The organism is Photobacterium sp. DNB22_13_2 (assembly GCF_052873915.1).
The window spans coordinates 240,501-264,240 of record NZ_JBNNXU010000002.1; the positions used below are offsets into that span (position 1 = coordinate 240,501).

Sequence of the window (23,740 nt, forward strand, 5' to 3'; positions counted from 1 at the left end):
GTTTTTTGCATTTTGTTTAACAGGTATGATACAAAAACAATATATCAAAAGGACATTATCACAATGAAAATTATTCGCCTGATCCTTGGCAAGATTATTCTATTACTTAACGCAGTTTTCTCTCCAAAGCCACAACAGCGTGCTCAAGAAGAACAACAACGAATAAACAAAGAGCTCAAATCTATGGCACTTTACCAATTCGAATCCTGTCCATTTTGTGTCAAAGTACGCCGTGCAGCAAAAAAAATGAACCTTCCGCTAGAAACAGTGGATGCCAAGCAGCCTGGTCATGAACAAACGCTACTCAATGGCGGCGGTAAGCGCAAAGTACCTTGCCTACGCATTGAAAGCGAGTCAGGCGAAGTAACCTGGATGTATGAGTCAAACGATATCATCCAATACCTAGAGCAGCGGTTCGCATAACTCATCACATTGCTCAACAATGAATAATGTATGGCTTATGGGTAAAAAAGTGAACTACGTCAACCCCCTAAGCCATTTCCTGTGCAATTCTCCGCTTTTAATGCCACACTTCCGTTCTTTCCCTAAGAACACTAAAGCTCAATGAAAAAGACCAAAGTCATCACTACCGACGATATCCTGCTAAAACTTTGCCAATCCTTTGCCTCCGTGCTGTCATCTGCAACAGATAGCCCAGTCAGCTACTCGGCAATGGTGCAAAAGATCAATAAAACAAGCCTTAAACCTGATATCGGGTGTTTTGTTCTGTTTGATGGTGGCTTTACCGGGCTTGTTGTAACCAACTTTTCACATCAGGCAGCTTTGGAGCTCTATCAAGACTATATGCTGAAAATGGGCATGTCGGCTGATGAGCTCGCCATCCATCACTCATCCGACGAAGTCGCTGATGTACTGGGTGAGTTAATGAATCAGGTTGTTGGTGATTTCACCGGAAAAATCCGCCGTGAGTTACAAGTATCGATTACTCAGAACCAACCTAAAATGTTAGCTTTGAACAAGCAGATACTGTTATCAGTTGATACCAACCTTGATCGTCCGCAGGCCCGACGAGTCAGTTTCACGACCGAGAAAAATAATATCTTCTACTTAGAGCTGGCTATGGATAAAACAGAGTTCATTCAGTTGGAAGAGTTTGACCAGCATGAGGAGTGCGACCCCGACCGTATCATCGAGGCAGCGCAAAGTGGCTCTCGTTCGCCTGCCAAATCAACGGCAACAGCTGCAAACGTAGATCAGGACCTACTCGACGAACTAGGTATTTAAACGCTTTTCTGCACTTTCCACATTAGGTACAGCAGTCAATTTTGTCTGCTGTCCCCCCTCCACTCACTGATGAAACAAATTGATCGGCTCAGCTTTGCTAAACTGTTGTAAAAAATGGTTAGAGGCAGTGTATATGTATCGTCAGCGTTTTTGCTCTCTTATTCTTAGTGCAATTATTTGTACCCCTTTTCCGACGCATGCCGAAAAGGTCAATTACAGCGAGCTTGAAAACGGTGACACCATTACTGTCACTCTTGATCAATTGCTGCCAACCCAAGCCGTTCTAAACTATGACCAAATCTATGCCAACCTTCAGCGCTACAAAGCTGATTTAAAAAACATGTACAACGATCTTTGTCGGTTAAATGGTGCTAAAGCGGTAAAAAAGTGGGATGAAAATTCCATGCCGACAGACCCAGAGACTTATCAATGTTCCGGTAAGATGGCGCAGAACAAGGATGCGTTAAGCGCCGTTGTCGTCGGCCCTGAGGAGGGTATTCTCTACCTGACTGAAGGGTTAACCATACTGTCAACATTCTGGGGGATGCCAAATGGCGGCACTAGCGTTCCTATTACGGTCAAAGTAAATCATAACCTATTGGGTTCTGGCGATGACTTCTGGGCAGAAATGAATAATGATAACGAAGTGTGGCTAGTCAACGAGAAAGGGGAAAAAATAAAAACAAAAGACCTCCCCGAATACATCGGGATGAAACAGCTTAAGCACGACAAGTACCTTTCATTAGTTCATTTTCTCAATGGAATTAGCTACACGTCACCAAAACCCAATGGTAAGGACAATAAAACAGCCGCCGTTCCATTCCTAGCATTAAATTGGGCGCTTGAAGTCCGCCAACATATGAAAATTTCCGATTATGATCTCAATGATCCCGAAGAATATGCCACTGCCCTTACGGAAGCTGCCACCATCATGGTTGATCTACCTGACGATGAAGTGATCGGAAAATCCAAACTCACAGCCAGTGAAATGGGACAATTCGATCAAGTAGATAGCAAAGCGCTAGAAGAACTGGTGACAGATGAGAAATCCTCTTTTGGGCTCGCCATGGCGTACCGCATAGCGAAGAAAGAAAAATCGACGCCTAAAGCCATTCTAGATGAGCAAGAAGCCCAGAAAGAAAAAGAAGAGCAAGAACAAAAGGAAAACGAAGAGAAAGCTAACGCTGAAAAAACAGCGATAGAGGATAAAAGTGATAAAAAGGAAGAGTAAGCATCAGACAATAACAGTGAGGCTAAGGAGTAACCTCACCATTTCAAGCACTTAATACCAACCTTGATATTAAATACCAGCCACTAAGCAATAAACAGCTGGAGCTATTTACAGGATCCTATTTACGATGGTTCTTCGCTAAAAATGCATCAAGCTTATTACCGAAATTCTGCCTATCCGTCTGATTCAGTGGCGCAGGACCGCCGGTTTGCACACCAGAGCTTCGCATGGTTTCCATAAAGTCACGCATCTGAAGACGTTGCTTGATGGTGTCTTTAGTGTACATCTCACCGCGTGGATTTAACGCATGAGCACCTTTGGTGATCACTTCATCGGCCAGTGGGATATCTGCGGTAATTACAAGATCGCCTGGCTCTGACTGCTGCACAATATAGTTATCAGCAACATCAAATCCAGATTCAACCTGAATCGATTTGATATGCGGTGAAGGTGGAACACGGATATACTGGTTAGCGACTAATGTCACAGCAACCCCTACCCGATTGGCAGCACGGAACAAAATTTCCTTAACAACATTCGGACAAGCGTCGGCATCGACCCAAATCTTCATACTTTTTCCTTCTTCCTACTAGGATGAAACGTACTAAGCGTCTCATCGCTATATATAACAAAAAGCCGCCATAAAAAGGCGGCTTTTAAAATCAAGCTTCAACTAATCGGGGATTAGCCAACAAGACCTTTCTTCGCTAGGTACTCTTCATAGGTACCGTGGAAGTCTTCTACACCATCTTTGGTAATTTCAAGGATACGCGTTGCAATCGAAGAAACAAACTGACGGTCGTGAGAAACGAACAATAGTGTGCCCTTGAAGTTTTCAAGTGCCAGGTTCAGTGCTTCGATAGATTCCATGTCCATGTGGTTGGTTGGTTCATCCATCAGAAGAATGTTTGGTTTTTGCATGATCAGCTTACCAAATAGCATACGACCCTGCTCACCACCAGAAATCACTTTTACAGACTTCTTGATGTCATTTTGTGAGAACAACATACGACCAAGAATGCCACGAACGGTTTGCTCGTCATCACCTTCTTTTTTCCACTGGCCCATCCACTCAAGCAGCGTGATATCTTCTGCAAAGTCAGCGCTATGGTCCTGAGCGTAGAAACCAATGTTATTGTTTTCTGACCACTTAACCATACCATCCATCGGCTCCATCGCACCTGCAAGGGTGTTCAGCAGCGTCGATTTACCAATACCATTTTCACCGATGATTGCAATACGCTCGCCTACTTCAACCAGCATCTTAACGCCGTTGATGAGGATGTTATCCTCGTAGCCTTGCTTCAAGCCTTCTACTTCCAATGCGTTACGGAAAAGCTCTTTTTCCTGATCGAATCGGATAAACGGTGATTGGCGACTAGATGCTTTCACTTCGTCTAATTGAATTTTATCTAGCTGCTTTTGACGCGACGTAGCTTGTTTTGCTTTAGATGCGTTAGCAGAGAAACGGCTTACGAACGTTTGTAGTTCGGCCATCTGTGCTTTCTTCTTCGCATTATCAGCGTGTAGACGTTCACGAGCTTGTTCAGCTGCGATCATGTACTCATCATAGTTACCAGAGAACAGGCGAAGTTCACCGTAATCTAAGTCAGCCATGTGGGTACAAACACTGTTTAGGAAGTGACGGTCGTGCGAGATGATGATCATAGTGCAGTTACGCGCCAACAGAATCTCTTCCAACCAGCTAATTGTATGAATGTCCAAGTTGTTCGTTGGTTCATCAAGAAGCATGATTTCAGGATCTGCAAACAATACCTGAGCCAGAAGAACACGAACTTTCAAGCCAGGTGCAACTGCACTCATTAGGCCGAAATGTTGCTCTTCAGGAATACCAAGACCAAGTAGAAGCTCGCCAGCACGCGCTTCGGCTGAGTAACCGTCCATTTCCGCGAACTCAGTCTCAAGGTCACCAACACGCATGCCGTCTTCGTCAGACATTTCTGGCAATGCGTAAATACGGTCACGCTCTTCTTTTACTTTCCAAAGCTCTTTATGACCCATAATAACGGTATCAACCACAGAGTATTCTTCGAAAGCAAACTGATCCTGGCCTAACTTAGCCATACGCTCGTTTGGATCGAGTGAAACAGTACCACCTGACTGCTCTAATTCGCCGCCAAGAATTTTCATGAACGTTGACTTACCACAGCCGTTCGCTCCGATAAGGCCATAGCGGTTACCGCCACCGAATTTAACTGAGATATTCTCAAACAGTGGCTTGTCGCCAAACTGCATCGTGATATTAGCTGTAGAAATCAATGTACTGTTCCAATAATGATGTATATCAAGCAATAAAAAAGTCGCCATAAAGACGACTTCCTCACCATGTGCCCGAAGTATAACAGGTTTTGTGAGCTTCATCACGAGTAGATTTCATTCTTCCTAACACCCACACGTTACCCCGTCACCCAGCTCAGCTGGCATAAAAATACACTATTTCACTTGCATATAAACAAGTGGAATATAAACTAGACTGGTAATACAAAAACGGTAACTTGTGATTTAATTGTGTACACCTTCCAGCACCAATAACAACACCAACATATAAATAAAACAATTCATGTAATTTATTATTATTTCACTTTTATATTATCTAAAGTCACTTAATTCTATTCACGCTTATTTATTTATTTATTTCTGGAAATACTTTGTTACAGACCTCAATATGACCTAGGTCTCAACAAACATGAAATGGACATCCTTTCAATGCCTATTTTCAGTAAGATTGCACCAGGCATTCGTTACTAATAATTAAAGTTATTGATTTAGGCTTGTCTATTTCCAATACGTTGACGCTTTCACATCATAGTTTTGCAGTTAAGCCAGATGTTAGGTGTCCGTTAGGAATTTATGGATCGACATGTTGCAGGAGTAACACTTGATACAGGGATGTTAAATTGATCTAAGGTTGTTGATGCTTTTACTTTATTAAGCTTTATATACACATTCCATAATTAGCCATCAACATTCTGTACCTATAAATATTATGTGAGAATAAATATGTTCATCCCATTGCTATCGCTACCCATCATATTTGGCGCGGGTTTTTTGATTGTTAAGAAATATAACACCCAAGCAGCACTATTTGCCGCCGGTCTAGTAATGATTTTAATTGGCGTTGCTTCTGGTAATACCGACTTCTTACCATCGGGAACAAATTCTTCCGGTACGGTTGTTTTTGACTTTTTCCTTGTTATTAAAGCACTTTCGTCTTCAACCCTAGCCAACCTCGGTTTGGTTATCATGAGTGTAGCTGGCTTTTCTAGCTACATGAACCATATTGGTGCCGCCAATGCCATGGTTCAAGTATCAACTAAGCCACTCTCGCTGATAAAAAGCCCATATGTCGTTCTTGCCCTGACATACGTACTTGGCCAGATCATCAATATCTTCATTCCATCAGCTGTCGGCTTGGCAATGCTTCTGCTTGTTGCTATGTACCCAGTTCTAGTTCGTATTGGTTGTACTCCGGCTTCTACTGCCGCTGTATTGGCAACAACTGCGTGTCTTGATCTAGGCCCTGCATCAGGTAACTCGCTAAAAGCAGCTGAAGTTATCGGCATTGATGCAGCAACCTACTTTGTTAACCACCAGATGATCGTTGCCCCGGTTGTCATGGGTGTTATTGCTGTACTGCACTTCTTCTGCCAGCGTTGGTTTGACAAAAAAGATGCCGAGAAAGGCATTACCAATGAATTGAAAGAGGTTGATCAAGATACCGTTGCCGCACCTAAATGGTTTGCTATCTTGCCTATTCTTCCTCTGCTAATGCTTTTGACATTCAGCAGCTTTGCCATCTCATGGATCAAAGTTGATGTTGTCACAGCGATGTTTACCAGCTTGTTCATTGCCATGGTGTGTGACTTCATTGTTAACCGCGACGGCAAGAAAGTAGCAGCTTCACTGAAAGTGTTCCTAGACGGTATGGGCAAAGCTTTTGCGAGTGTTGTCTCGCTGATTATTGCCGCACAGACCTTTGTTGTTGGTTTGAGCACCATTGGCTTTATCAGTATGCTACTGGGTGCAACCTCTACCGCGGGCCTTGGTTATCTACCGATGATCATCGTGATGGTTACTATTATTGGTGCGACAGCACTTCTATCAGGGTCAGGTAATGCTCCTTTCTTCAGCTTCGCTGATCTGGCTCCGCAGATTGCATCTACCTTGAATGTCTCGACAGCGGCATTTGCCCTTCCGATGCAATTGTCTTCAGGTATCTTCCGCTCATTCTCGCCAGTGGCTGGTGTTGTTATTGCGTGTGCAGGTGTTGCGGGTATCTCACCAATTGAACTGGTTAAGCGTACCGCTATTCCAATGATGGGCGGCTTGGTTGCTCTTGTTGCTATGAGTGCAATGCTGGGTTAATACCGGGCTCGACTAATAGTTCATAATAACTAACGTAATGTGAAACATAAAAACGGGCTTTACAGCCCGTTTATTTATGTTTCACGTTTATAACAAAATCGCTTTGTAATGGTCTCTTTTTCAAACTAAGTTTTATTAATAAGTTTGCTAAAGGATGAGCAATGTTTAAGTTCCCCCCCGTACTAGCCCTCGTGGCTTGCCTACCTTCGTTTGGCCACGCCTCAAATGATACTCATACAAGTTGTAGCGAAATTAGGGATAATACAGCCCGTTTAACCTGCTACGATGAACTTTCTAATAGTAGCGATAGTTTTCCATCAACAACGAATGCTGATAATGAAAGTTTTAATTTAGATGCGATGTCGATAAGCGACATCAGTCACTACTTCAATCAAAGAAAACTGTTTAGGTTAACCCCGCATGAACCCAGTTATATTTTGCCAGCCTCTTACAACGATAAGCCCAATGAGGAAGTATGGCAGCAACTTAGGCCTGGGTCTGAAATGGACAACCTTGAAGTAAAGTTTCAGATAAGTGGCAAAATTAAGTTATGGAACAACCTATACAAAGATAACTGGGATGTATGGTTCGGCTATACCCAAACTGCTTGGTGGCAACTCTATAACTCTGGCGAGTCGGCACCTTTTAGAGAAACCAACTATAGCCCAGAGGTGTTCCTTAGCTACTATTCTAATTACGAACTGTTTGGCTTCAAGCTTATTGCAACTGATCTTGGATTGATCCACCAATCAAATGGCCGCTCAGAGCCGTTATCACGCAGTTGGAATCGCATTTACGCCAACTTCGAGCTTACCAAAGGCAATTTTCTTCTTTCTTTGCAACCTTGGTACCGACTTCCTGAGGATGCAGATGACGATGATAATCCTGATATCGACAAGTACCTCGGATACGGAAATTACCGTCTAAGTTACAAAAATGACGGCCACCTTATGAGTATCTTGCTTCGCAACAATTTTCGCACTAGTGACAACAAAGGCGCTGTAGAGCTTAGTTGGGCATTCCCGGTTTATGATACAGTCAAACTGTATCTGCAGTATTACAATGGCTATGGCGAAAGCCTGATCGACTATGACCACTATACAAACCGGATCAGCGTTGGTGTGTTGATTTATGATTGGATTTAGAGTTAACGCTTACTGAACCCCTGTTAACTTTAATTTATTTTTATTTAATCATCTCCAGCAGTAAACTGACTTTATTGATTTGGAGGTGGTTATGCATGAATTAGACGAGTACTGCGACAACATTGACTTCACACTGAGTGCAGCTGATGCCCTAGCATTAGGTTTAGTAGAACGTTCAAGACCTTCTAAACATTATCTTCCTCCCCTTCTCACCATTACTTTATTACTGATTTTCTGTTTGTGAGGTATATAGGTGGAAGATCAAAGTATTGAACAATATATAAATAAGTTATTTTGCTTCTACTTTATTTTAGGAGTAATCGCATTATCACTTTGGTTTTAAAGTCTCTGATAAAAATGTGGAGTTCATTATGAATTATAAAAATATCATGCTAGCACTGGACCTTGGTGATAACACTCAAGCTATATTGCAGAAAGCCGAGCAAGTTGCAGCGGCGTATCCTAATGCCAAACTTAATATTATTCATGTCAATATGGATTTTGAAGATTACGACCTTGGTATCATGGATATCGATTTAACCGAGTACGAACAAAAAGAATACCATGCTTCAGTTTTGTCAATGAGAGAACAAATTCAAAACATGAACGTGCCCGTACACAAATACCTCGTTTGCTGTGGCGTAGTAGAAAACGAAATCCGGCACAGTATAAAGGAGCATAATATTGACCTATTACTTATGGGTCATCATAGAACCAATGCGCTTACTCAGTTCTTCTCAGAAGCAGGGGCACTCATACGCAATATGCCATGCGACGTTTTGCTACTGAAAATTTAATGCGCAATAGCTATATACCCAGTCACTAAGGTGCAGGATTGCATATTGAAGTAGCTTGGTAGTAAACAATTTGCTAACTATTCGAGATATAAAAAAACGGGCTAATAAGCCCGTTTTTCATTATCCGATAGGAATTATTCCCAATCCAAGATCACCTTGCCTGACATACCTGAACGCATAATGTCAAAGCCTTCCTGGAAGTCATCAATCTTGTAGTGGTGAGTGATGATTGGCGTTAGGTCAAGACCAGACTGGATCAAGCTTGCCATCTTGTACCATGTTTCGAACATTTCACGACCGTAGATACCTTTGATGATCAAACCTTTGAAGATCACCTGGGTCCAATCGATGCCCATATCTGATGGCGGAATGCCCAGCAGTGCAATCTTACCACCGTGGTTCATGCTTGTTAGCATGCTGTTGAAAGCAGACGGTACACCTGACATTTCTAGACCCACATCGAAACCTTCAGTCATGCCTAGCTCAGCCATCACATCTTCCAGTTTCTCTTCAGCCACGTTAACAGCACGGGTCACACCCATTTGACGAGCAAGATCCAAACGGTATTCGTTCACGTCAGTGATAACAACGTGACGAGCACCAACGTGCTTAGCAACCGCTGCCGCCATGATGCCGATTGGACCAGCACCGGTGATTAGAACGTCTTCACCCACTAGGTCAAAAGACAATGCAGTATGAACCGCGTTTCCAAACGGGTCGAAGATAGACGCTAGGTCATCAGAAATGCCTTCAGGGATCTTAAATGCGTTGAACGCAGGGATCACCAGGTATTCAGCAAATGCACCTTCACGGTTTACACCAACGCCAGTTGTGTTGCGGCAAAGGTGAGTACGGCCGCCACGACAGTTACGGCAGTGACCACATGTGATATGACCTTCGCCCGATACACGGTCGCCAATCTCAAAGCCACGCACTTCCTGGCCAATGCCAACGACTTCACCCACATATTCGTGACCGACAACCATAGGAACAGGAATTGTCTTTTGCGACCACTCATCCCAGTTGTAGATGTGAACATCAGTACCACAGATAGCGGTTTTCTTGATGCGAATGAGTAGATCATTATGGCCAAGCTCAGGCTTGTCCACTTCAGTCATCCAAATGCCTTGTTCTGGCTTAAGTTTGGAAAGTGCTTTGATTTTCATTATATGTTCCTACTGCAGGGTAGATATGCAAGGGCTGATACTATGCCAGCCCTTGGCCCTTGAACTACTGGATAATGGGATTAAATAATGCCCATGTCCTTGCCTACTTCGATGAAGGCATTGATCGCTTTGTCTAGCTGTTCTGGAGAGTGTGCTGCTGACATCTGAGTACGGATACGCGCCTGACCCTTTGGTACAACAGGGAAAGAGAAACCGACAACGTATATACCCTTCTCAAGTGCACGCTCAGCAAACTCAGCGGCAACTTTTGCATCACCCAGCATAATTGGGATGATCGCGTGATCAGCACCACCCATCGTGAAGCCAGCAGCTTCCATACGCGTACGGAATTGTTCAGCATTTGACCATAGGCGGTCACGCAGATCGCCACTTTCTTTTAGTAGGTCGATAACGCGGATAGACGCATTAACAATCGCAGGTGCAACAGAGTTAGAGAACAAGTATGGACGAGAACGCTGACGTAGCCAGTCGATCACTTCTTTCTTACCTGATGTGTAACCGCCTGAAGCGCCACCCATTGCTTTACCTAGCGTACCCGTGATGATGTCGATACGGTCAACAACATTATGGAATTCGTGCGTACCGGCACCGTTTTTACCCATAAAGCCAACAGCGTGAGAGTCATCAACCATAGTCAATGCGCCGTACTTATCGGCTAAGTCACAGATAGCTGGAAGGTTAGCCACTACACCGTCCATTGAGAACACGCCGTCAGTCACGATTAGCGTATGACGTGCACCCGCTTCTTTCGCCGCAATCAATTGCTGCTCAAGCTCTTCCATGTTGTTGTTCGAGTAACGGAAGCGCATCGCTTTACATAGACGAACACCATCAATGATTGACGCATGGTTTAATGAGTCAGAAATGATTGCGTCTTCTTTGCCAAGAATAGTTTCAAACAAACCCGCGTTGGCATCGAAACAAGAAGTGTAAAGAATCGTGTCTTCTTTACCCAAAAATGTTGATAGTTTCTGCTCAAGCTCTTTGTGAATGTCCTGAGTACCACAGATAAAACGTACAGAGGCCATGCCAAAACCATGCTGATCCATACCGGCTTTACCCGCTTCAATAAGATCAGGATGGTTAGCAAGACCAAGATAGTTATTCGCACAGAAGTTCAATACTTCTTCGCCAGTACTGATAGAAACAGCAGCTTTCTGCTGAGACGTGATAATGCGCTCAGACTTGTACAGACCTTCAGCTTTTACTTCTTCGATTTGCTGATTGATTTGATCATAAAATGCGGCAGACATGATGTTCCTCACAATAATATCGTTCAACCGGCTGTCACCAATTGACATCCGGCGCAAACACACGGTGAAACCGTCTATTTGAGCAATATTTCCATTTATAGATTAGGTGATTTACCTGCAATTATTGCAAATTCACAGGATCTTTGAACTTTAGCCATTCTAATCAAAGAGCGATCAGACTATTATCCCCTCTCGTGGAAAAGGTCTCGTGAATTATGGACACAAATAAACTTATTGCCTTAATGCCTGAACTGGCAGTATTTAAAATTGTCGTTGATGAAGGCAGTTTCACTGCAGCAGCAAGAAAGCTGGGAGTGACCCCTTCGGCCCTGAGCAAACAGCTATCTCGGCTGGAGCAAACACTATCAGCCAAGTTGCTTGAGCGTACCACCCGCAAACTGGTCATTACTGAGTCGGGTAAAGGTATCTACAACCAATGCGGCACCTTACTGGAAGCGACCAAGCAAGCTGTCGAGTTCACGATCTCTGAGCATGAAACGCCATCAGGATCGCTCACAGTGGCGGCACCCAAAGCTTTTTTGAGTATTGTGCTACAACCTATGGTTTTGCCGTTTCTCACTCAATACCCTGAAATCGAGTTGAAACTCAAAGCACGCGATGGCGATATCGACCTGATATCTGAAGGAATTGACGTGGTTTTCCGCCTGACGGAAAAACCAACCGAAGGGTTAGTCTTAAAACACATGGGTAAAGTGAGCTTGAGCCTATGTGCCAGCCCCGAGTACCTAGACCAAAGAGGCATCCCTACCCATCCAACCGATCTGTTACAGCACGATTGCCTGTACCTTGGTGAAACACCGACTGATCATATTTGGGATTTTGTCCAAGATGGAGAGATACACACGATTCCAGTCTCGGGCCGTTATGCTGTCAATCACTCACAGATGCGCCTGCGTGGTGTAATGGATGGCTTGGGTATCGGTATCTTCCCTGATTTTGTCATTAAAAAAGCACTGGCCGAGGGCGAAGTAAAGCAAGTATTGGCAGACTGGACTATCAAGGGCAACTACCAAGGCGACATTGCTCTGCAATTTTCTCAAACCAAATTCATGCCCGCTCGCCTTCGGGTCTTTATCGACTATGTCGCTGAGCACATGACGAAATACACGGTTTCTTAAAGTAGGGTGACCCCCTACTTTCCCCCTCCGCCTGTCGACAATACAAGTCATCTTGCTGAACCAAGCACGTTTAAGTCACTTAGGTATATACTAATAAGCACAACAATGAGACAACACTCGCACCTTTGATCCAATCCGACATGAATGTCGTTAGTTATTGGCAGCAGCGCTGATTATTACAGCGCCATCACCGGCTTTCCCACCTACTATCAGGAAGGAAGACGACAATGAGTAAGCTGTTAACGAGTCTATTGGCGATAATTCTGGTTAGTTATAGTCTTAACGCCCTGTCCTATCCTACGGATTCTATGCATTGGAATCACCGTAGTATTTTGTATTTTGCACCTGAAAAAGATCAGCATGTAAATACCTTTATCAAGGAATCGCTGATGCATGACTGCATGCTACAAGAGCGGGATATTGTCGTGGTGGTCATGACCAAAGACGGCTATAACAAACCAACAGATGTCTTTAGCCCGGAAGACATCGTTCGCTTGGAAAAACTCTACAACATATCCCGAGATACACACACCGCTATTTTGATCGGTAAAGATGGGCTGGAAAAGCATCGCTGGAACGAACAAACCAACTGGCAACACATATCCCAATTGGTTGATAGCATGCCACTACGCAAAAAAGAAATCGCTTATTCCTCTAACAGCCGCTGCTCTATCTAGTTGCGGCTGACACTTTTATCTACATATTTTCGATTCACTCGCAGTTCTATACTACGCCCCCAACTACGCCTAAATTTTTTGCTTTGGGAGGATTCAATTTTCAGGCAAAAGCAGTAAGGTAATGGGCACATCGACTTCTGAGGGCGGAATAACAATGATGACTAAGCCTTTTTTTTACCACGGACAGGACACCCACTGGGTAACGGTTTCAGAACACACCCTAACCCTAACGCTTGCCAGCGAAGCTGACACGCTGATTTCGACGATTTTCATTCGCTGTGAACCTGACAACGAAGAAATGTTGATCGATATGGAAAAAGGGAAAACCGAAGGTAGACTGCAATACTGGCATGGCCAAATACCACTTAACCAAGATAAAGCCTTAACCCATTACTGCTTCAAAGTAATGCAAAACAGTCGCCAATGGTGGCTCGACGGTAAAGGGATCAGCCCTCGAATGCCTGGCAGAGAATCACATTTCAAATATAACGCCCAGCACCAACCTCCAGCGTGGGTCAAAAGTCAGGTTTTCTACCAAATATTCCCAGACAGATTTAGCAATGGCGATCCATCTATCAGCGTTGTGGATAACGAGTACTGCCTAAAAGGTAATGAACGACCGACTATCGCCAAAGAGTGGGGCGCGCCAGTATCGGAGTCGCATGAAAGCAATGGTCCAAACGAATTCTACGGCGGCGATCTGAAAGGAGTTGAAGATAAGCTCGATTACCTAGAAAAGCTTGGCGTTACGGCACTATACCTGAACCCTATTTTCGAGGCACCGAGTAACCATAAGTACGATACCACTGATTACACCCGTATCGATCCACACTTCGGTAACAATACACAATTTGCCGATATGGTTGAAAACCTCCACCAGCGCAATATGAAAATCGTGCTGGATGCGGTGTATAACCATACCTCCGTCAACCACCCATGGTTTAATCGCTATCAGAAGCAGCAAGAGTTCGCCGGCGCGTTTGGCAACCCTGACTCCCCGTTCCGCAATCATTATCAGTTCAACGGTGACAGCGAGCATTACATTGGTTGGAAAGGCATAGATAGCTTGCCAAAGCTCAATTTTTCGAACCCAGAAGTCCAAGATTATATTTATGCCGGTGACGATGCTGTTATCAAACAGTGGCTTCGTCCGCCGTACAATATTGATGGCTGGCGTTTTGATGTTATCCATATGCTAGGTGAAGGTGTTGGCGCTGCCAACAATGCCCATTACGTCAAAGCCTTCCGAGATGCTGCAAAATCTGTCAATCCAGATTGTTATGTTTTGGGTGAACACTTCTTTGAAGCCACCAGCTGGCTGGAAGGCGATCAGGAAGATGGTGCCATGAACTATTATGGTTTCGCCCATCCGGTAAGAGCTTTCTTTGCCAATAAAGACATTGCCTACCATAACTGCAAAATTGATGCTGCCGAGTTTGCTGGCTGGCTGGAAGAAGTTCGCGGTAAAGTGCCGTGGCAGAACCAACTGGCGCAGCTTAACCAGCTAGACAGCCACGATACCATGCGCTTTTTGACGACATTGGAAGGCGATCAAGACACCATGAATCTGGCTCTGCTGATGCTGTTTACCTATGTCGGCACACCGTGCATCTATTACGGAACTGAAGTAGCGCTTGAAGGAGGCCATGATCCGGATAACCGCCGTTGCTTCCCTTGGGAGCGAACTGAAACCTCAAATTCTACATACGATTTTATCAGCAAGCTCATCGGTTCCCGTAAAGCCAACCTTGCATTACAGGAAGGAAGTCTGCTTTGGCTGCATGCTGAGCAGCAACAACTGGCCTATGCCAGAACATTAGATGATGAAACTCTGCTGACATTGATCAATAACAGCGAATCATCAAAAGCACTGACTTTGCCGGTTTGGCAGTTAGGTATCACTGATGACGCTGTTTTAACAGAATTGATCACCGGCGATGAGTGGGAATGTAAAGATGGGATACTCAACATCACTCTTGCAGGGAAAGAAGGTCTTCTCCTGACGTTGTAATGTCGGCTTTAACTATCACTATCATCATTCAATAAGCCCTTACTGTCACAATATAGTAAGGGCTTTTTTAACTAACTGCATTCGCGCTGAGTACACCTAGCAGGGTGCTGAAAAAATTATTTTTAATAATGGGTTTAGCGAGATAAGCATCCATCCCCGCATCAAAACAATGCTGCTTTTCACTTTCCATTACATTCGCTGTTAATGCAATTATGGGAACCTGACTGCCGTTGTTAGTCTTCCGTATCATCGCCGTCGCTTCCAAGCCACCCATCTCCGGCATTTGGCAATCCATCAATATCAAATCTGGGCTGCGGCTTTTCATATAATTGACAGCTTGAACACCATTTTCGACCACATCAATGTTCGTTAACCCCATCGACTTAAGAAAAGCGATAACCAGTTGCTGGTTCACGGGGCTGTCTTCCGCAACTAAAATTCGGGTATGAGCAAACTGGGATAAGTCGCATTCTGTACTGTCTAGCCTCTCCAACGACTTGATATTACTGACCGCTAACGCTTTTTTAATGGATAATTGAAAAGAAAACTCTGTTCCCTCTCCTTCTTGACTGATCACTCTGAGTTTGGCCCCCATCAAATCACATAGCCGGCTGGAAATAGTCAACCCAAGACCAGTACCACCATATCGCCTTGAAATGGATCCGTCGGCTTGAGTATACGACTCGAAAATACTTTCAATCTTGTCAGCCGAGATCCCAATACCACTATCAGATACCCGAATGCATAACTCCGCTTCATGAGGTTTATCTCGCAAGATCTCTACCAATACATTAACAAAGCCGCGATCAGTAAACTTAACCGCATTCCCTAATAAATTCGTGATGACTTGACGCAAATGCTGTTCATCACCATAAAAGTAACAATCCTTTTCAGACGGTACGCTAATATTCATATCAAGCTTTTTCGCTTTAGCATCTAAGTGAACCGTTTGCACACATGAATGTATAAGTTTACTCATGTTAAAAGCCGTTTTTGATACTTCGACCTTACCGCTTTCAAGTTTTGAGTAGCTCAAAATCTCGTTAATTAGAACTAATAACGAACACGCTGATTCTTTAATATACTCAACCTGCTGGCTCGACTCATTATCTAAGTTTTGTTGCTGCAAACATTGAACAAAGCCAATAATGCCATTCATCGGCGTTCTTATTTCATGGCTCATGTTTGCCATAAACTCGCTTTTCACTTTGACAGCGCGATCCAACTGTTCTGCCTGGAGTTCTAGTGCTTGATTAAGCTCTAATAACTTTTTGTTTCTAAAAAATAACTTAGCATCTGCAGCCTGTATCTTTCTTGCTAAACACCCCAGTTCAGTGTCCGATTCAGTGAGTTCAAGTAAACTCACTTCACCTTTACCAACCAATGAGAGTTGCTCTGTGATTACAGAAATGGGTTTAGTTACACGGGTATAAATGTAATAAAGAATAAAGCACAGCATCAGAATAAAGGGAAGAGAGAGCTGAAATAAGGAGAGCAGTAAATCTTTTACTGTATAAGAGCCTCGATAATACACGGCATATTGGGCAATAACTTCACCATCAAACAACATATCGCTGACAATATTGAAATGAAAGCCTGAATTGAATCCCCCCGCTTGCTTGGTGTCGATAGTCGTGAAACCACTAACAGGGTTCATCTGATAGCTGTGGGCCAATTTACCCTCAAGGTCAAAAATACTCACTGCCAAAAGTTCATCATAATGAGAAAAAAAACGATTTAACTCAATTGAGCTTTCAGGATCGGGCCTCAAAAACGTATCCATAACCAGCGGTGAAGAGGTATTCATTAACACCTCAACATCCCTTGTCACACGCTTTACGTTTTCTAGATAGGTAAAAAGCAGTGATACGAACATTGAGGCCAACATAATCAAGCCAATAACAACAAAAAACCTGCGAGCCATCACACCTTTTGTGCACATTGCTACAGATGTCTTTCTTCGACTCTCTGCCATATTATCGCTTCCCCTCCAGTTTAACCGCCAACTTACTCATGGCCTAACCTTTTGCTATCTGGGCCAACGGGCGTGCCTTAATAAGTAATAATTAGAAGGAAAGCAAGAAACGAACCAAATTGACGACCGTTTAAGCTGTTGTTTATATAGAGATAACTAATGAGGCAAGTACTCTTTAGCAGATAGATTCAATTTGAGAGCCAAATTGCTAAGCGTATTTGTTAACGCCCAAAAATAAGTATCAACATTTTTTACGGGCCACAAAACCAAAGCAGCAAAAAGCTTGCGCTACATCACCGTTTCAACCTGCGTCAGATCACATTTACAAGCCGTTAATTTTACTAGGATAAAAACAACGCAAACGTTACACTCTCCGCCATAAAACTTATAACAAAAATATTACAAACCGCTCTGCGGTCTCTTCCCTAACGTGAAAGGTCCTAACTAACGATGAGTCCAGAAAAATACCTTCTAGACTGGCAAACAAGCCAAACCAATGCTGAATCTATTTCCCCATTACTGGGTCAGCTATACCGGCAGAAGGGCGTGGAAGTCCTCATGTTCGGCAAGCAAATCGTAAATACATCAGTCATCGATATCGTTAAATCCCACCGTCTTTCCCGCCGCTACACAGGCTCTGAACTATCACCCGCGCAAACCTTACCTCTGATCAAAGCACTCTCGACGCTTGATCTTTCACCTTGCCGCGTGGATATAGGCCAGCTTGCGCACAGCTACTGGTCAAACAACGAAGACGAAGCCAATATCAGTGATTACTTGCAAACTGCATTATTGGAATCACTTAACAGCTCACAGTCTGTTGAAACGCGCGATGTTGTCCTTTATGGCTTTGGCCGTATCGGTCGACTACTTGCACGACTGCTGGTAGAAAAAAGTGGTCAAGGCTATCCACTTCGCCTGAAAGCGATTGTTGTTCGTGGGGGCAAAGATGGTGATTTGGAAAAACGTGCCAGCCTATTACGCCGCGACTCAGTACATGGCCCCTTTAATGGCAGTATTACGGTTGATGAACACCGAAAAGCTATTATCGTCAATGGCAACTATATCCAAGTTATCTATGCCAACAGTCCAGCTGAAGTCGATTACACTACATTTGGTATTCACAATGCCCTCGTGGTTGATAACACAGGTATGTGGCGTGACCGTGAAGGATTAAGCCAGCATCTGGGTTGTAACGGCTCTGAAAAAGTACTGCTTACCGCACCGGGTAAAGGTGATTTGAAAAATGTCGTCTTCGGCGTCAATGAGTCAGTGATCCAAGAAGACGATACCATTGTCTCTGCAGCAAGTTGTACCACCAATGCTATTACGCCGATATTAAAAGCGATCAATGACAAGTACGGCATTGATTCCGGCCATATCGAAACGGTGCACTCGTTTACCAATGATCAGAATTTGATTGATAACTTCCACAGCGGTGAGCGCCGTGGCCGTTCAGCCTCGCTCAACATGGTGCTGACTTCTACCGGTGCAGCAAAGGCGGTTGCTAAAGCCTTACCAGAATTATCAGGTAAATTAACAGGGAATGCGATTCGCGTACCTACCCCAAATGTTTCAATGGCGGTGGCCAACCTGAACCTGCATAGCATCGCAGAAAAAGACGAGCTTAATGCTTACCTGCGAGATATGGCACTTAACTCGCCACTTTCAGGCCAAATTGACTATACCGAATCAACGGAAATCGTCTCATGTGACATCGTTGGTTCACGCCATGCGGGGGTCGTTGATGGTGCGGCCACTATCGCCCAAGACAAGCGCTGTGTACTGTACATCTGGTACGACAATGAATTTGGCTACAGCTGCCAAGTTGTCCACTGCATGGAGCAGATGATGGGTGTACGATACAAGACTTACCCCGAAGTGAAATAGATTTAACCTAATCACCTCAAGCGATTGACCTAAGGAAGGTAAGTCACTTGGGTATATTTTTCCCTTCCATCACAATAATAATATTCCTAGCAAATTTTGCCGCCATGTTTCTTGGCGGCTTTCTTTTTCTCCTGACTCTTTTAGTTGATCAATACCTGCAAAGCATAATACCCTCAAAGGGCAGCACTTCACTTCGGACTCGTTTGAAATGGGCTATTTTTCGATATTGCACAAGTGAACCAAACTAGCACAACTGGTATTCAAATCTCTGAATACCAAGAAAACGAAGACATCATCCCTATTCTGCTGACTACAGCCACAACGTCTGTATCAATAAAAAAAGCCCTGACCTTGGAGTGGGTCAGGGCAAAACAACTATATATATTTGGAAATTTTAATAAGCTTCTCTGAAACCGTATTGCAAACTGGGCTGCCGGTCGGTAATCCGCGCCCAGGCTGCAGTTTCAGTTTATCGACGCATCTGCTTCTGGGTCAGTTCAACGGCACGGAGCTGCGCCATTGCCTTTGCCAAATCCATCTGCGCCTGTGCGAAGTTCGCATCGTCAGCATGCCTAACAATGTTCTCTTCTGCTGCACGGCGTGCTTCATCCGCGCGGGCTTTGTCGATATCCTTCCCGTGCATAGCTGTATCAGCCAGCACGGTTACTACAGAAGGTTGTACTTCAACAAGCCCACCCGAGATATAAAGGATTTCTTCAGGATCCTTTAGATCGGTAACAAAGCTCGCCACACCTGGTTTGATCCGACTAAGCAAAGGAGAGTGGCCCGGGCGAATACCCAATTCGCCATCGAACCCTGCAATCGCCAGCGCATGGGCCGGACCAGAAAACAGTGGGCCTTCAGCACTCACAATGTTGAGCTGGAACGTATTTTGAGTAACGCCAATTGCCATAACTTTCCCCTTTTACATCTGCTTCGCTTTTTCAATTACTTCATCGATATTGCCGCAGTACAGGAATGCCTGCTCCGGAATATCGTCATATTCGCCACTTAGCAGCCCCTTGAAGCCTTCGATAGTCTCTTTCAGAGAAACGAACACCCCAGGCTGTCCGGTAAACACTTCGGCAACGTGATAAGGCTGTGTTAAGAAACGTTCAATCTTACGAGCGCGGGCAACGGTTTGTTTATCTTCTTCAGATAGTTCATCCATACCCAGAATCGCAATAATGTCCTTAAGCTCTTTATAGCGTTGCAATACCGTTTGCACACCACGGGCAACTTGATAATGCTCTTGACCTACAACCAACGGGTCAAGCTGACGTGAGGTTGAATCTAGTGGGTCAATCGCTGGATATAAACCAAGCGCTGCAATGTTACGTGACAGTACAACGGTGGCATCCAAGTGCGCGAACGTTGTTGCAGGTGATGGATCCGTCAAGTCATCCGCTGGGACGTATACCGCTTGGATCGAGGTGATCGAACCTTTCTTGGTTGATGTGATACGCTCTTGCAACACACCCATCTCTTCAGCCAATGTCGGTTGGTAACCCACCGCTGATGGCATGCGACCCAACAAAGCTGATACTTCGGTACCCGCCAAGGTATAACGGTAGATGTTATCGATAAACAACAACACATCACGGCCTTCATCGCGGAAACGCTCAGCGATAGTCAACCCCGTCAAAGCAACACGTAGGCGGTTACCCGGTGGCTCGTTCATCTGACCGTAAACCATGGCTACTTTGTCAAGTACACCGGCTTCCTTCATCTCGTAGTAGAAATCGTTACCTTCACGGGTACGTTCCCCTACCCCGGTGAACACTGACAAGCCCGAGTGCGCTTTGGCGATGTTATTGATAAGCTCCATCATATTCACGGTCTTACCTACACCCGCACCACCAAACAGACCGATTTTACCACCTTTAGCAAACGGACAGATCAGGTCGATAACCTTCACCCCAGTTTCCAGTAGCTCGGAGCTGTTAGCCTGCTCTTCATATGAAGGTGCTTCGCGGTGAATAGCGTAAGATACTTCTTCGCCAATCTCACCGCATTCGTCTATCGGTGTGCCCAATACATTCATGATCCGTCCCAATGTCGCTTCGCCGACAGGGACTGTAATTGGTGAACCCGTATTCTCAGCAGTCAGGCCGCGACGCAAACCGTCTGATGAACCCATTGCAATACAGCGAACAATACCGCTACCCACTTGCTGCTGGACTTCCAGCACCAGCGAGGCATGATCGCCATCGATAATATTCAGCGCATCATACACACGTGGCACGCTATTTTGGTCAAATTCCACGTCAACGACCGCGCCGATGACTTTAACAATTTTACCCGTACTCATTTGTTATCCTCGGAAATTCATTTACACGGCCTGGGCACCAGCCACAATTTCACTCAATTCTTGAGTGATCGCGGCCTGTCGGGCTTTGTTGTATATCAACTGGAGATCATTAATTAGTGTGCCGGCATTGTCTGTCGCCGCTTTCATTGCCACCATTCGGGCGGCTTGCTCACACGCACTACTTTCTACCGTTCCCTGATAGACCTGCGACTCGATGTATCGCAGCATTAACTCATCCAGCAACGCCTTGGGATCTTGTTCATAGATATAATCCCAACGACCTTCCCGCTTTGCACTGTCCGCACTATCTGCCTTTGCCAATTCAGGTCGAGGCAGTAATTGAACCACTTGCGCTGTTTGTACCATGGTGTTCACAAACTCGTTGTAAACCAAATACAAGCGGTCTATCAGGCCTTCATCGTATTTGTCCAGCATGGCTTGTACTGGGCCAAGTACTTCTTCCAGTTTGGGTTTGTCACCCAGGCCAGAGGCCTGAGCGACAACATTGCCGAAACGATGGAAGAAAGAGATGGCTTTCGAACCAATCAGGGTAGTATCAACCTCGACCCCTTTATCACGCCATTGCTGCATCTCACCCAGAACTTTCTTAAACAGGTTGTTATTCAAGCCACCACACAATCCTCGGTCAGAGGAGATAATGATGTACGCAACCCGCTTAGCATCTCGCTCTTCGAGATATGGATGTTGATACTCCAGTTTTCCTGAAACAACGTGGCTGATCACCTTACGCATATTGTCTGCATAAGGACGGGTCGCCACCATATTGTCCTGTACCTTACGCATCTTGCTTGCGGCAACCATTTCCATCGCACTGGTGATCTTCTGGGTGTTTTGAACACTGCTGATCTTGGTACGAATTTCTTTTGCGTTTGCCATTTTTCGCTCCTGTCTACCTCGTTGCTATGCCGCTGCGCGGCTTACCCTGACGATCAAAACGACTGGGTATCCATAAAGGACTTCAACAGGTTATGCAGGCTCGTTTCAATCCCATCGTTGTAATCGCCCGAAGCGTTGATTGAGGCCAACAATTCAGCTTGAGTACTCTTAGCAAAGGCCATCAGTTCTGCTTCGAACTCACCAATTTTCGCCAATGGAACACCATTGAGATAACCTTTTTCTGCGGCAAAGATCGCGATGGCCTGCTCAGCAACTGACATTGGCGAATACTGCTTCTGCTTCATGAGCTCAGTCACTTTCTCACCGTGATCCAGCTGTTTCCGCGTAGCATCATCCAAGTCAGATGAGAACTGGGCAAACGCAGCCAATTCACGATATTGCGCTAATGCAGTTCGAATCCCGCCGGAGAGCTTTTTGATAATCTTGGTTTGAGCTGCACCACCAACACGAGAAACCGAAATCCCTGGGTCAACGGCTGGACGCAAGCCCGCATTGAACAAATGCGTCTGCAAGAAGATCTGACCATCAGTGATGGAGATAACATTCGTCGGAACGAAGGCTGATACATCACCCGCCTGGGTTTCGATAATTGGCAATGCGGTTAGCGAGCCGCTCTGCCCAGTGACTTTGCCATCCGTGAAACGGGACACATAGCCTTCATTTACTCGAGCTGCACGTTCTAGCAAACGTGAGTGAAGGTAGAAGACGTCGCCAGGGAAGGCTTCTCGGCCCGGTGGGCGCTTCAGAAGCAGTGAGATCTGGCGATAGGCAACAGCCTGCTTGGACAAATCATCATAAATAATGAGAGCATCTTCACCACGGTCACGGAAGTATTCACCCATAGTACAACCGGAATACGGAGCCAAGTATTGCAGTGCTGCTGCTTCTGAAGCCGATGCCACCACAACGATGGTATTTTGCAGCGCACCATTTTCTTCAAGCTTGCGTACCACGTTGGAAATCGTCGACGCCTTCTGACCAATCGCGACATAGACAGAGTAGATACCGGAGTCTTTCTGGTTGATGACGGCATCAATCGCCATCGCCGTTTTACCCGTTTGACGGTCACCGATGATCAATTCACGTTGACCACGGCCAATCGGCACCATTGAATCAACTGCCTTGTAGCCCGTCTGAATAGGCTGATCAACCGACTTACGATCGATAACCCCTGGAGCAATAATTTCTACCGGGGCAAAACCGTCATGCTCGACCGCTCCTTTCCCGTCTATCGGTTGACCCAAGGTGTTAACGACGCGTCCCAACAGGCCCTTGCCCACTGGTACTTCAAGAATACGCCCCGTGCCTTTCACTTTCATACCTTCAGCAAGGTCGGCGTAAGGCCCCATAACAACAGCACCTACCGAATGGCGCTCAAGGTTTAGTGCCAATGCATAGCGATTACCCGGCAGTTCGATCATCTCCCCTTGCATGACATCAGCAAGACCATTAATAGTGATAATACCGTCACTAACTGAGATAATTGTGCCTTCATTTCGTGCCTGGCTGGTCACGTTGAAGGTGGCGATCCGCTGTCGGATCAGATCGCTAATTTCATTTGAATTTAATTGCATG

General features: G+C 45.0%; 19 protein-coding genes. 10 read left to right on the plus strand and 9 right to left on the minus strand.

Annotated features, from left to right (window positions below; all coding sequences use genetic code 11):
* Positions 1–63: 63 nt before the first annotated feature.
* From ACVA58_RS04295 to ACVA58_RS04305, 3 genes are all read left to right on the plus strand, one after another.
* Positions 64–423, plus strand: coding sequence for a glutathione S-transferase N-terminal domain-containing protein (locus ACVA58_RS04295; RefSeq protein ID WP_446509204.1), 360 nt, complete (start codon positions 64–66; stop codon positions 421–423).
* Between the two features lie 141 nt (positions 424–564).
* A complete protein-coding gene (locus ACVA58_RS04300; RefSeq protein ID WP_446509205.1) occupies positions 565–1,245 on the plus strand; it encodes a DUF3334 family protein in 681 nt (226 codons plus the stop codon).
* 133 nt (positions 1,246–1,378) lie between these two features.
* Positions 1,379–2,476, plus strand: coding sequence for a ParB/Srx family N-terminal domain-containing protein (locus ACVA58_RS04305; RefSeq protein WP_446509206.1), 1,098 nt, complete (start codon positions 1,379–1,381; stop codon positions 2,474–2,476).
* A 118-nt stretch (positions 2,477–2,594) separates the two neighbouring features.
* Here ACVA58_RS04305 and ACVA58_RS04310 read toward each other — a convergent pair whose 3' ends face one another.
* Entirely contained in the window at positions 2,595–3,047 is a 453-nt protein-coding gene (locus ACVA58_RS04310) for a YaiI/YqxD family protein (RefSeq protein ID WP_107348796.1), read from the minus strand.
* Between the two features lie 113 nt (positions 3,048–3,160).
* Positions 3,161–4,756, minus strand: a complete 1,596-nt coding sequence (locus tag ACVA58_RS04315) for an ABC-F family ATPase (RefSeq protein WP_446509439.1) — start codon at positions 4,754–4,756, stop codon at positions 3,161–3,163.
* A 741-nt stretch (positions 4,757–5,497) separates the two neighbouring features.
* Between ACVA58_RS04315 and dcuC the strand changes: the two genes are divergently transcribed.
* The 3 genes from dcuC to ACVA58_RS04330 all read left to right on the plus strand — a co-directional run bounded on the left by dcuC (position 5,498) and on the right by ACVA58_RS04330 (position 8,804).
* Entirely contained in the window at positions 5,498–6,862 is a 1,365-nt protein-coding gene (gene dcuC / locus ACVA58_RS04320; RefSeq protein WP_446509207.1) for a C4-dicarboxylate transporter DcuC, read from the plus strand.
* 161 nt (positions 6,863–7,023) lie between these two features.
* The gene (locus ACVA58_RS04325; RefSeq protein WP_446509208.1) at positions 7,024–8,007 is read left to right on the plus strand and encodes a phospholipase A; all 984 of its coding nucleotides are present in this window, start codon (positions 7,024–7,026) and stop codon (positions 8,005–8,007) included.
* A 371-nt stretch (positions 8,008–8,378) separates the two neighbouring features.
* Entirely contained in the window at positions 8,379–8,804 is a 426-nt protein-coding gene (locus ACVA58_RS04330; RefSeq protein ID WP_446509209.1) for a universal stress protein, read from the plus strand.
* Between the two features lie 134 nt (positions 8,805–8,938).
* Here ACVA58_RS04330 and tdh read toward each other — a convergent pair whose 3' ends face one another.
* Entirely contained in the window at positions 8,939–9,970 is a 1,032-nt protein-coding gene (gene tdh, locus ACVA58_RS04335; protein WP_107348794.1) for an L-threonine 3-dehydrogenase, read from the minus strand.
* An 80-nt stretch (positions 9,971–10,050) separates the two neighbouring features.
* Positions 10,051–11,244 carry a glycine C-acetyltransferase gene (locus tag ACVA58_RS04340; RefSeq protein ID WP_446509210.1) on the minus strand — a complete coding sequence of 398 codons (1,194 nt, stop codon included), beginning with the start codon at positions 11,242–11,244 and terminating at the stop codon, positions 10,051–10,053.
* 215 nt (positions 11,245–11,459) lie between these two features.
* On the opposite strand from ACVA58_RS04340, the gene ACVA58_RS04345 reads away from it, so the two are divergent.
* From ACVA58_RS04345 to malZ, 3 genes are all read left to right on the plus strand, one after another.
* On the plus strand, positions 11,460–12,383 hold the full coding sequence (locus tag ACVA58_RS04345) for a LysR family transcriptional regulator (protein WP_446509211.1): 924 nt from the start codon (positions 11,460–11,462) through the stop codon (positions 12,381–12,383).
* 227 nt (positions 12,384–12,610) lie between these two features.
* The gene (locus tag ACVA58_RS04350; RefSeq protein WP_446509212.1) at positions 12,611–13,060 is read left to right on the plus strand and encodes a DUF4174 domain-containing protein; all 450 of its coding nucleotides are present in this window, start codon (positions 12,611–12,613) and stop codon (positions 13,058–13,060) included.
* Between the two features lie 157 nt (positions 13,061–13,217).
* Positions 13,218–15,071 carry a maltodextrin glucosidase gene (gene malZ, locus ACVA58_RS04355; protein ID WP_446509440.1) on the plus strand — a complete coding sequence of 618 codons (1,854 nt, stop codon included), beginning with the start codon at positions 13,218–13,220 and terminating at the stop codon, positions 15,069–15,071.
* A gap of 67 nt (positions 15,072–15,138) precedes the next feature.
* Here malZ and ACVA58_RS04360 read toward each other — a convergent pair whose 3' ends face one another.
* Positions 15,139–17,046, minus strand: a complete 1,908-nt coding sequence (locus tag ACVA58_RS04360) for an ATP-binding protein (RefSeq protein ID WP_446509213.1) — start codon at positions 17,044–17,046, stop codon at positions 15,139–15,141.
* Between the two features lie 450 nt (positions 17,047–17,496).
* Between ACVA58_RS04360 and ACVA58_RS04365 the strand changes: the two genes are divergently transcribed.
* Positions 17,497–18,936, plus strand: a complete 1,440-nt coding sequence (locus ACVA58_RS04365) for a glyceraldehyde-3-phosphate dehydrogenase (RefSeq protein ID WP_446509214.1) — start codon at positions 17,497–17,499, stop codon at positions 18,934–18,936.
* 469 nt (positions 18,937–19,405) lie between these two features.
* Here ACVA58_RS04365 and ACVA58_RS04370 read toward each other — a convergent pair whose 3' ends face one another.
* The 4 genes from ACVA58_RS04370 to atpA are packed head-to-tail and all read right to left on the minus strand — an operon-like array spanning position 19,406 to position 23,739.
* The gene (locus ACVA58_RS04370) at positions 19,406–19,849 is read right to left on the minus strand and encodes a F0F1 ATP synthase subunit epsilon (RefSeq protein ID WP_446509215.1); all 444 of its coding nucleotides are present in this window, start codon (positions 19,847–19,849) and stop codon (positions 19,406–19,408) included.
* 12 nt (positions 19,850–19,861) lie between these two features.
* Positions 19,862–21,247: a F0F1 ATP synthase subunit beta gene (gene atpD, locus ACVA58_RS04375; protein WP_446509216.1), complete on the minus strand. Its 1,386-nt coding sequence runs from the start codon at positions 21,245–21,247 to the stop codon at positions 19,862–19,864.
* A 21-nt stretch (positions 21,248–21,268) separates the two neighbouring features.
* Entirely contained in the window at positions 21,269–22,144 is an 876-nt protein-coding gene (atpG, locus tag ACVA58_RS04380; RefSeq protein ID WP_446509217.1) for a F0F1 ATP synthase subunit gamma, read from the minus strand.
* 53 nt (positions 22,145–22,197) lie between these two features.
* Positions 22,198–23,739, minus strand: coding sequence for a F0F1 ATP synthase subunit alpha (gene atpA, locus ACVA58_RS04385; protein ID WP_446509218.1), 1,542 nt, complete (start codon positions 23,737–23,739; stop codon positions 22,198–22,200).
* Position 23,740 lies beyond the last annotated feature (1 nt).

Coding starts and splice junctions, on each gene's coding strand:
- ACVA58_RS04360 (WP_446509213.1), bottom strand. CDS start 17,046: ATGGCAGAGAGTCGAAGAAAGACATCTGTAGCAATGTGCACAAAAGGT.
- ACVA58_RS04295 (WP_446509204.1), top strand. CDS start 64: ATGAAAATTATTCGCCTGATCCTTGGCAAGATTATTCTATTACTTAAC.
- ACVA58_RS04325 (WP_446509208.1), top strand. CDS start 7,024: ATGTTTAAGTTCCCCCCCGTACTAGCCCTCGTGGCTTGCCTACCTTCG.
- ACVA58_RS04340 (WP_446509210.1), bottom strand. CDS start 11,244: ATGTCTGCCGCATTTTATGATCAAATCAATCAGCAAATCGAAGAAGTA.
- atpD (WP_446509216.1), bottom strand. CDS start 21,247: ATGAGTACGGGTAAAATTGTTAAAGTCATCGGCGCGGTCGTTGACGTG.
- ACVA58_RS04305 (WP_446509206.1), top strand. CDS start 1,379: ATGTATCGTCAGCGTTTTTGCTCTCTTATTCTTAGTGCAATTATTTGT.
- ACVA58_RS04300 (WP_446509205.1), top strand. CDS start 565: ATGAAAAAGACCAAAGTCATCACTACCGACGATATCCTGCTAAAACTT.
- atpA (WP_446509218.1), bottom strand. CDS start 23,739: ATGCAATTAAATTCAAATGAAATTAGCGATCTGATCCGACAGCGGATC.
- ACVA58_RS04310 (WP_107348796.1), bottom strand. CDS start 3,047: ATGAAGATTTGGGTCGATGCCGACGCTTGTCCGAATGTTGTTAAGGAA.
- ACVA58_RS04370 (WP_446509215.1), bottom strand. CDS start 19,849: ATGGCAATTGGCGTTACTCAAAATACGTTCCAGCTCAACATTGTGAGT.
- malZ (WP_446509440.1), top strand. CDS start 13,218: ATGACTAAGCCTTTTTTTTACCACGGACAGGACACCCACTGGGTAACG.
- ACVA58_RS04350 (WP_446509212.1), top strand. CDS start 12,611: ATGAGTAAGCTGTTAACGAGTCTATTGGCGATAATTCTGGTTAGTTAT.
- ACVA58_RS04365 (WP_446509214.1), top strand. CDS start 17,497: ATGAGTCCAGAAAAATACCTTCTAGACTGGCAAACAAGCCAAACCAAT.
- atpG (WP_446509217.1), bottom strand. CDS start 22,144: ATGGCAAACGCAAAAGAAATTCGTACCAAGATCAGCAGTGTTCAAAAC.
- tdh (WP_107348794.1), bottom strand. CDS start 9,970: ATGAAAATCAAAGCACTTTCCAAACTTAAGCCAGAACAAGGCATTTGG.
- ACVA58_RS04330 (WP_446509209.1), top strand. CDS start 8,379: ATGAATTATAAAAATATCATGCTAGCACTGGACCTTGGTGATAACACT.
- ACVA58_RS04345 (WP_446509211.1), top strand. CDS start 11,460: ATGGACACAAATAAACTTATTGCCTTAATGCCTGAACTGGCAGTATTT.
- dcuC (WP_446509207.1), top strand. CDS start 5,498: ATGTTCATCCCATTGCTATCGCTACCCATCATATTTGGCGCGGGTTTT.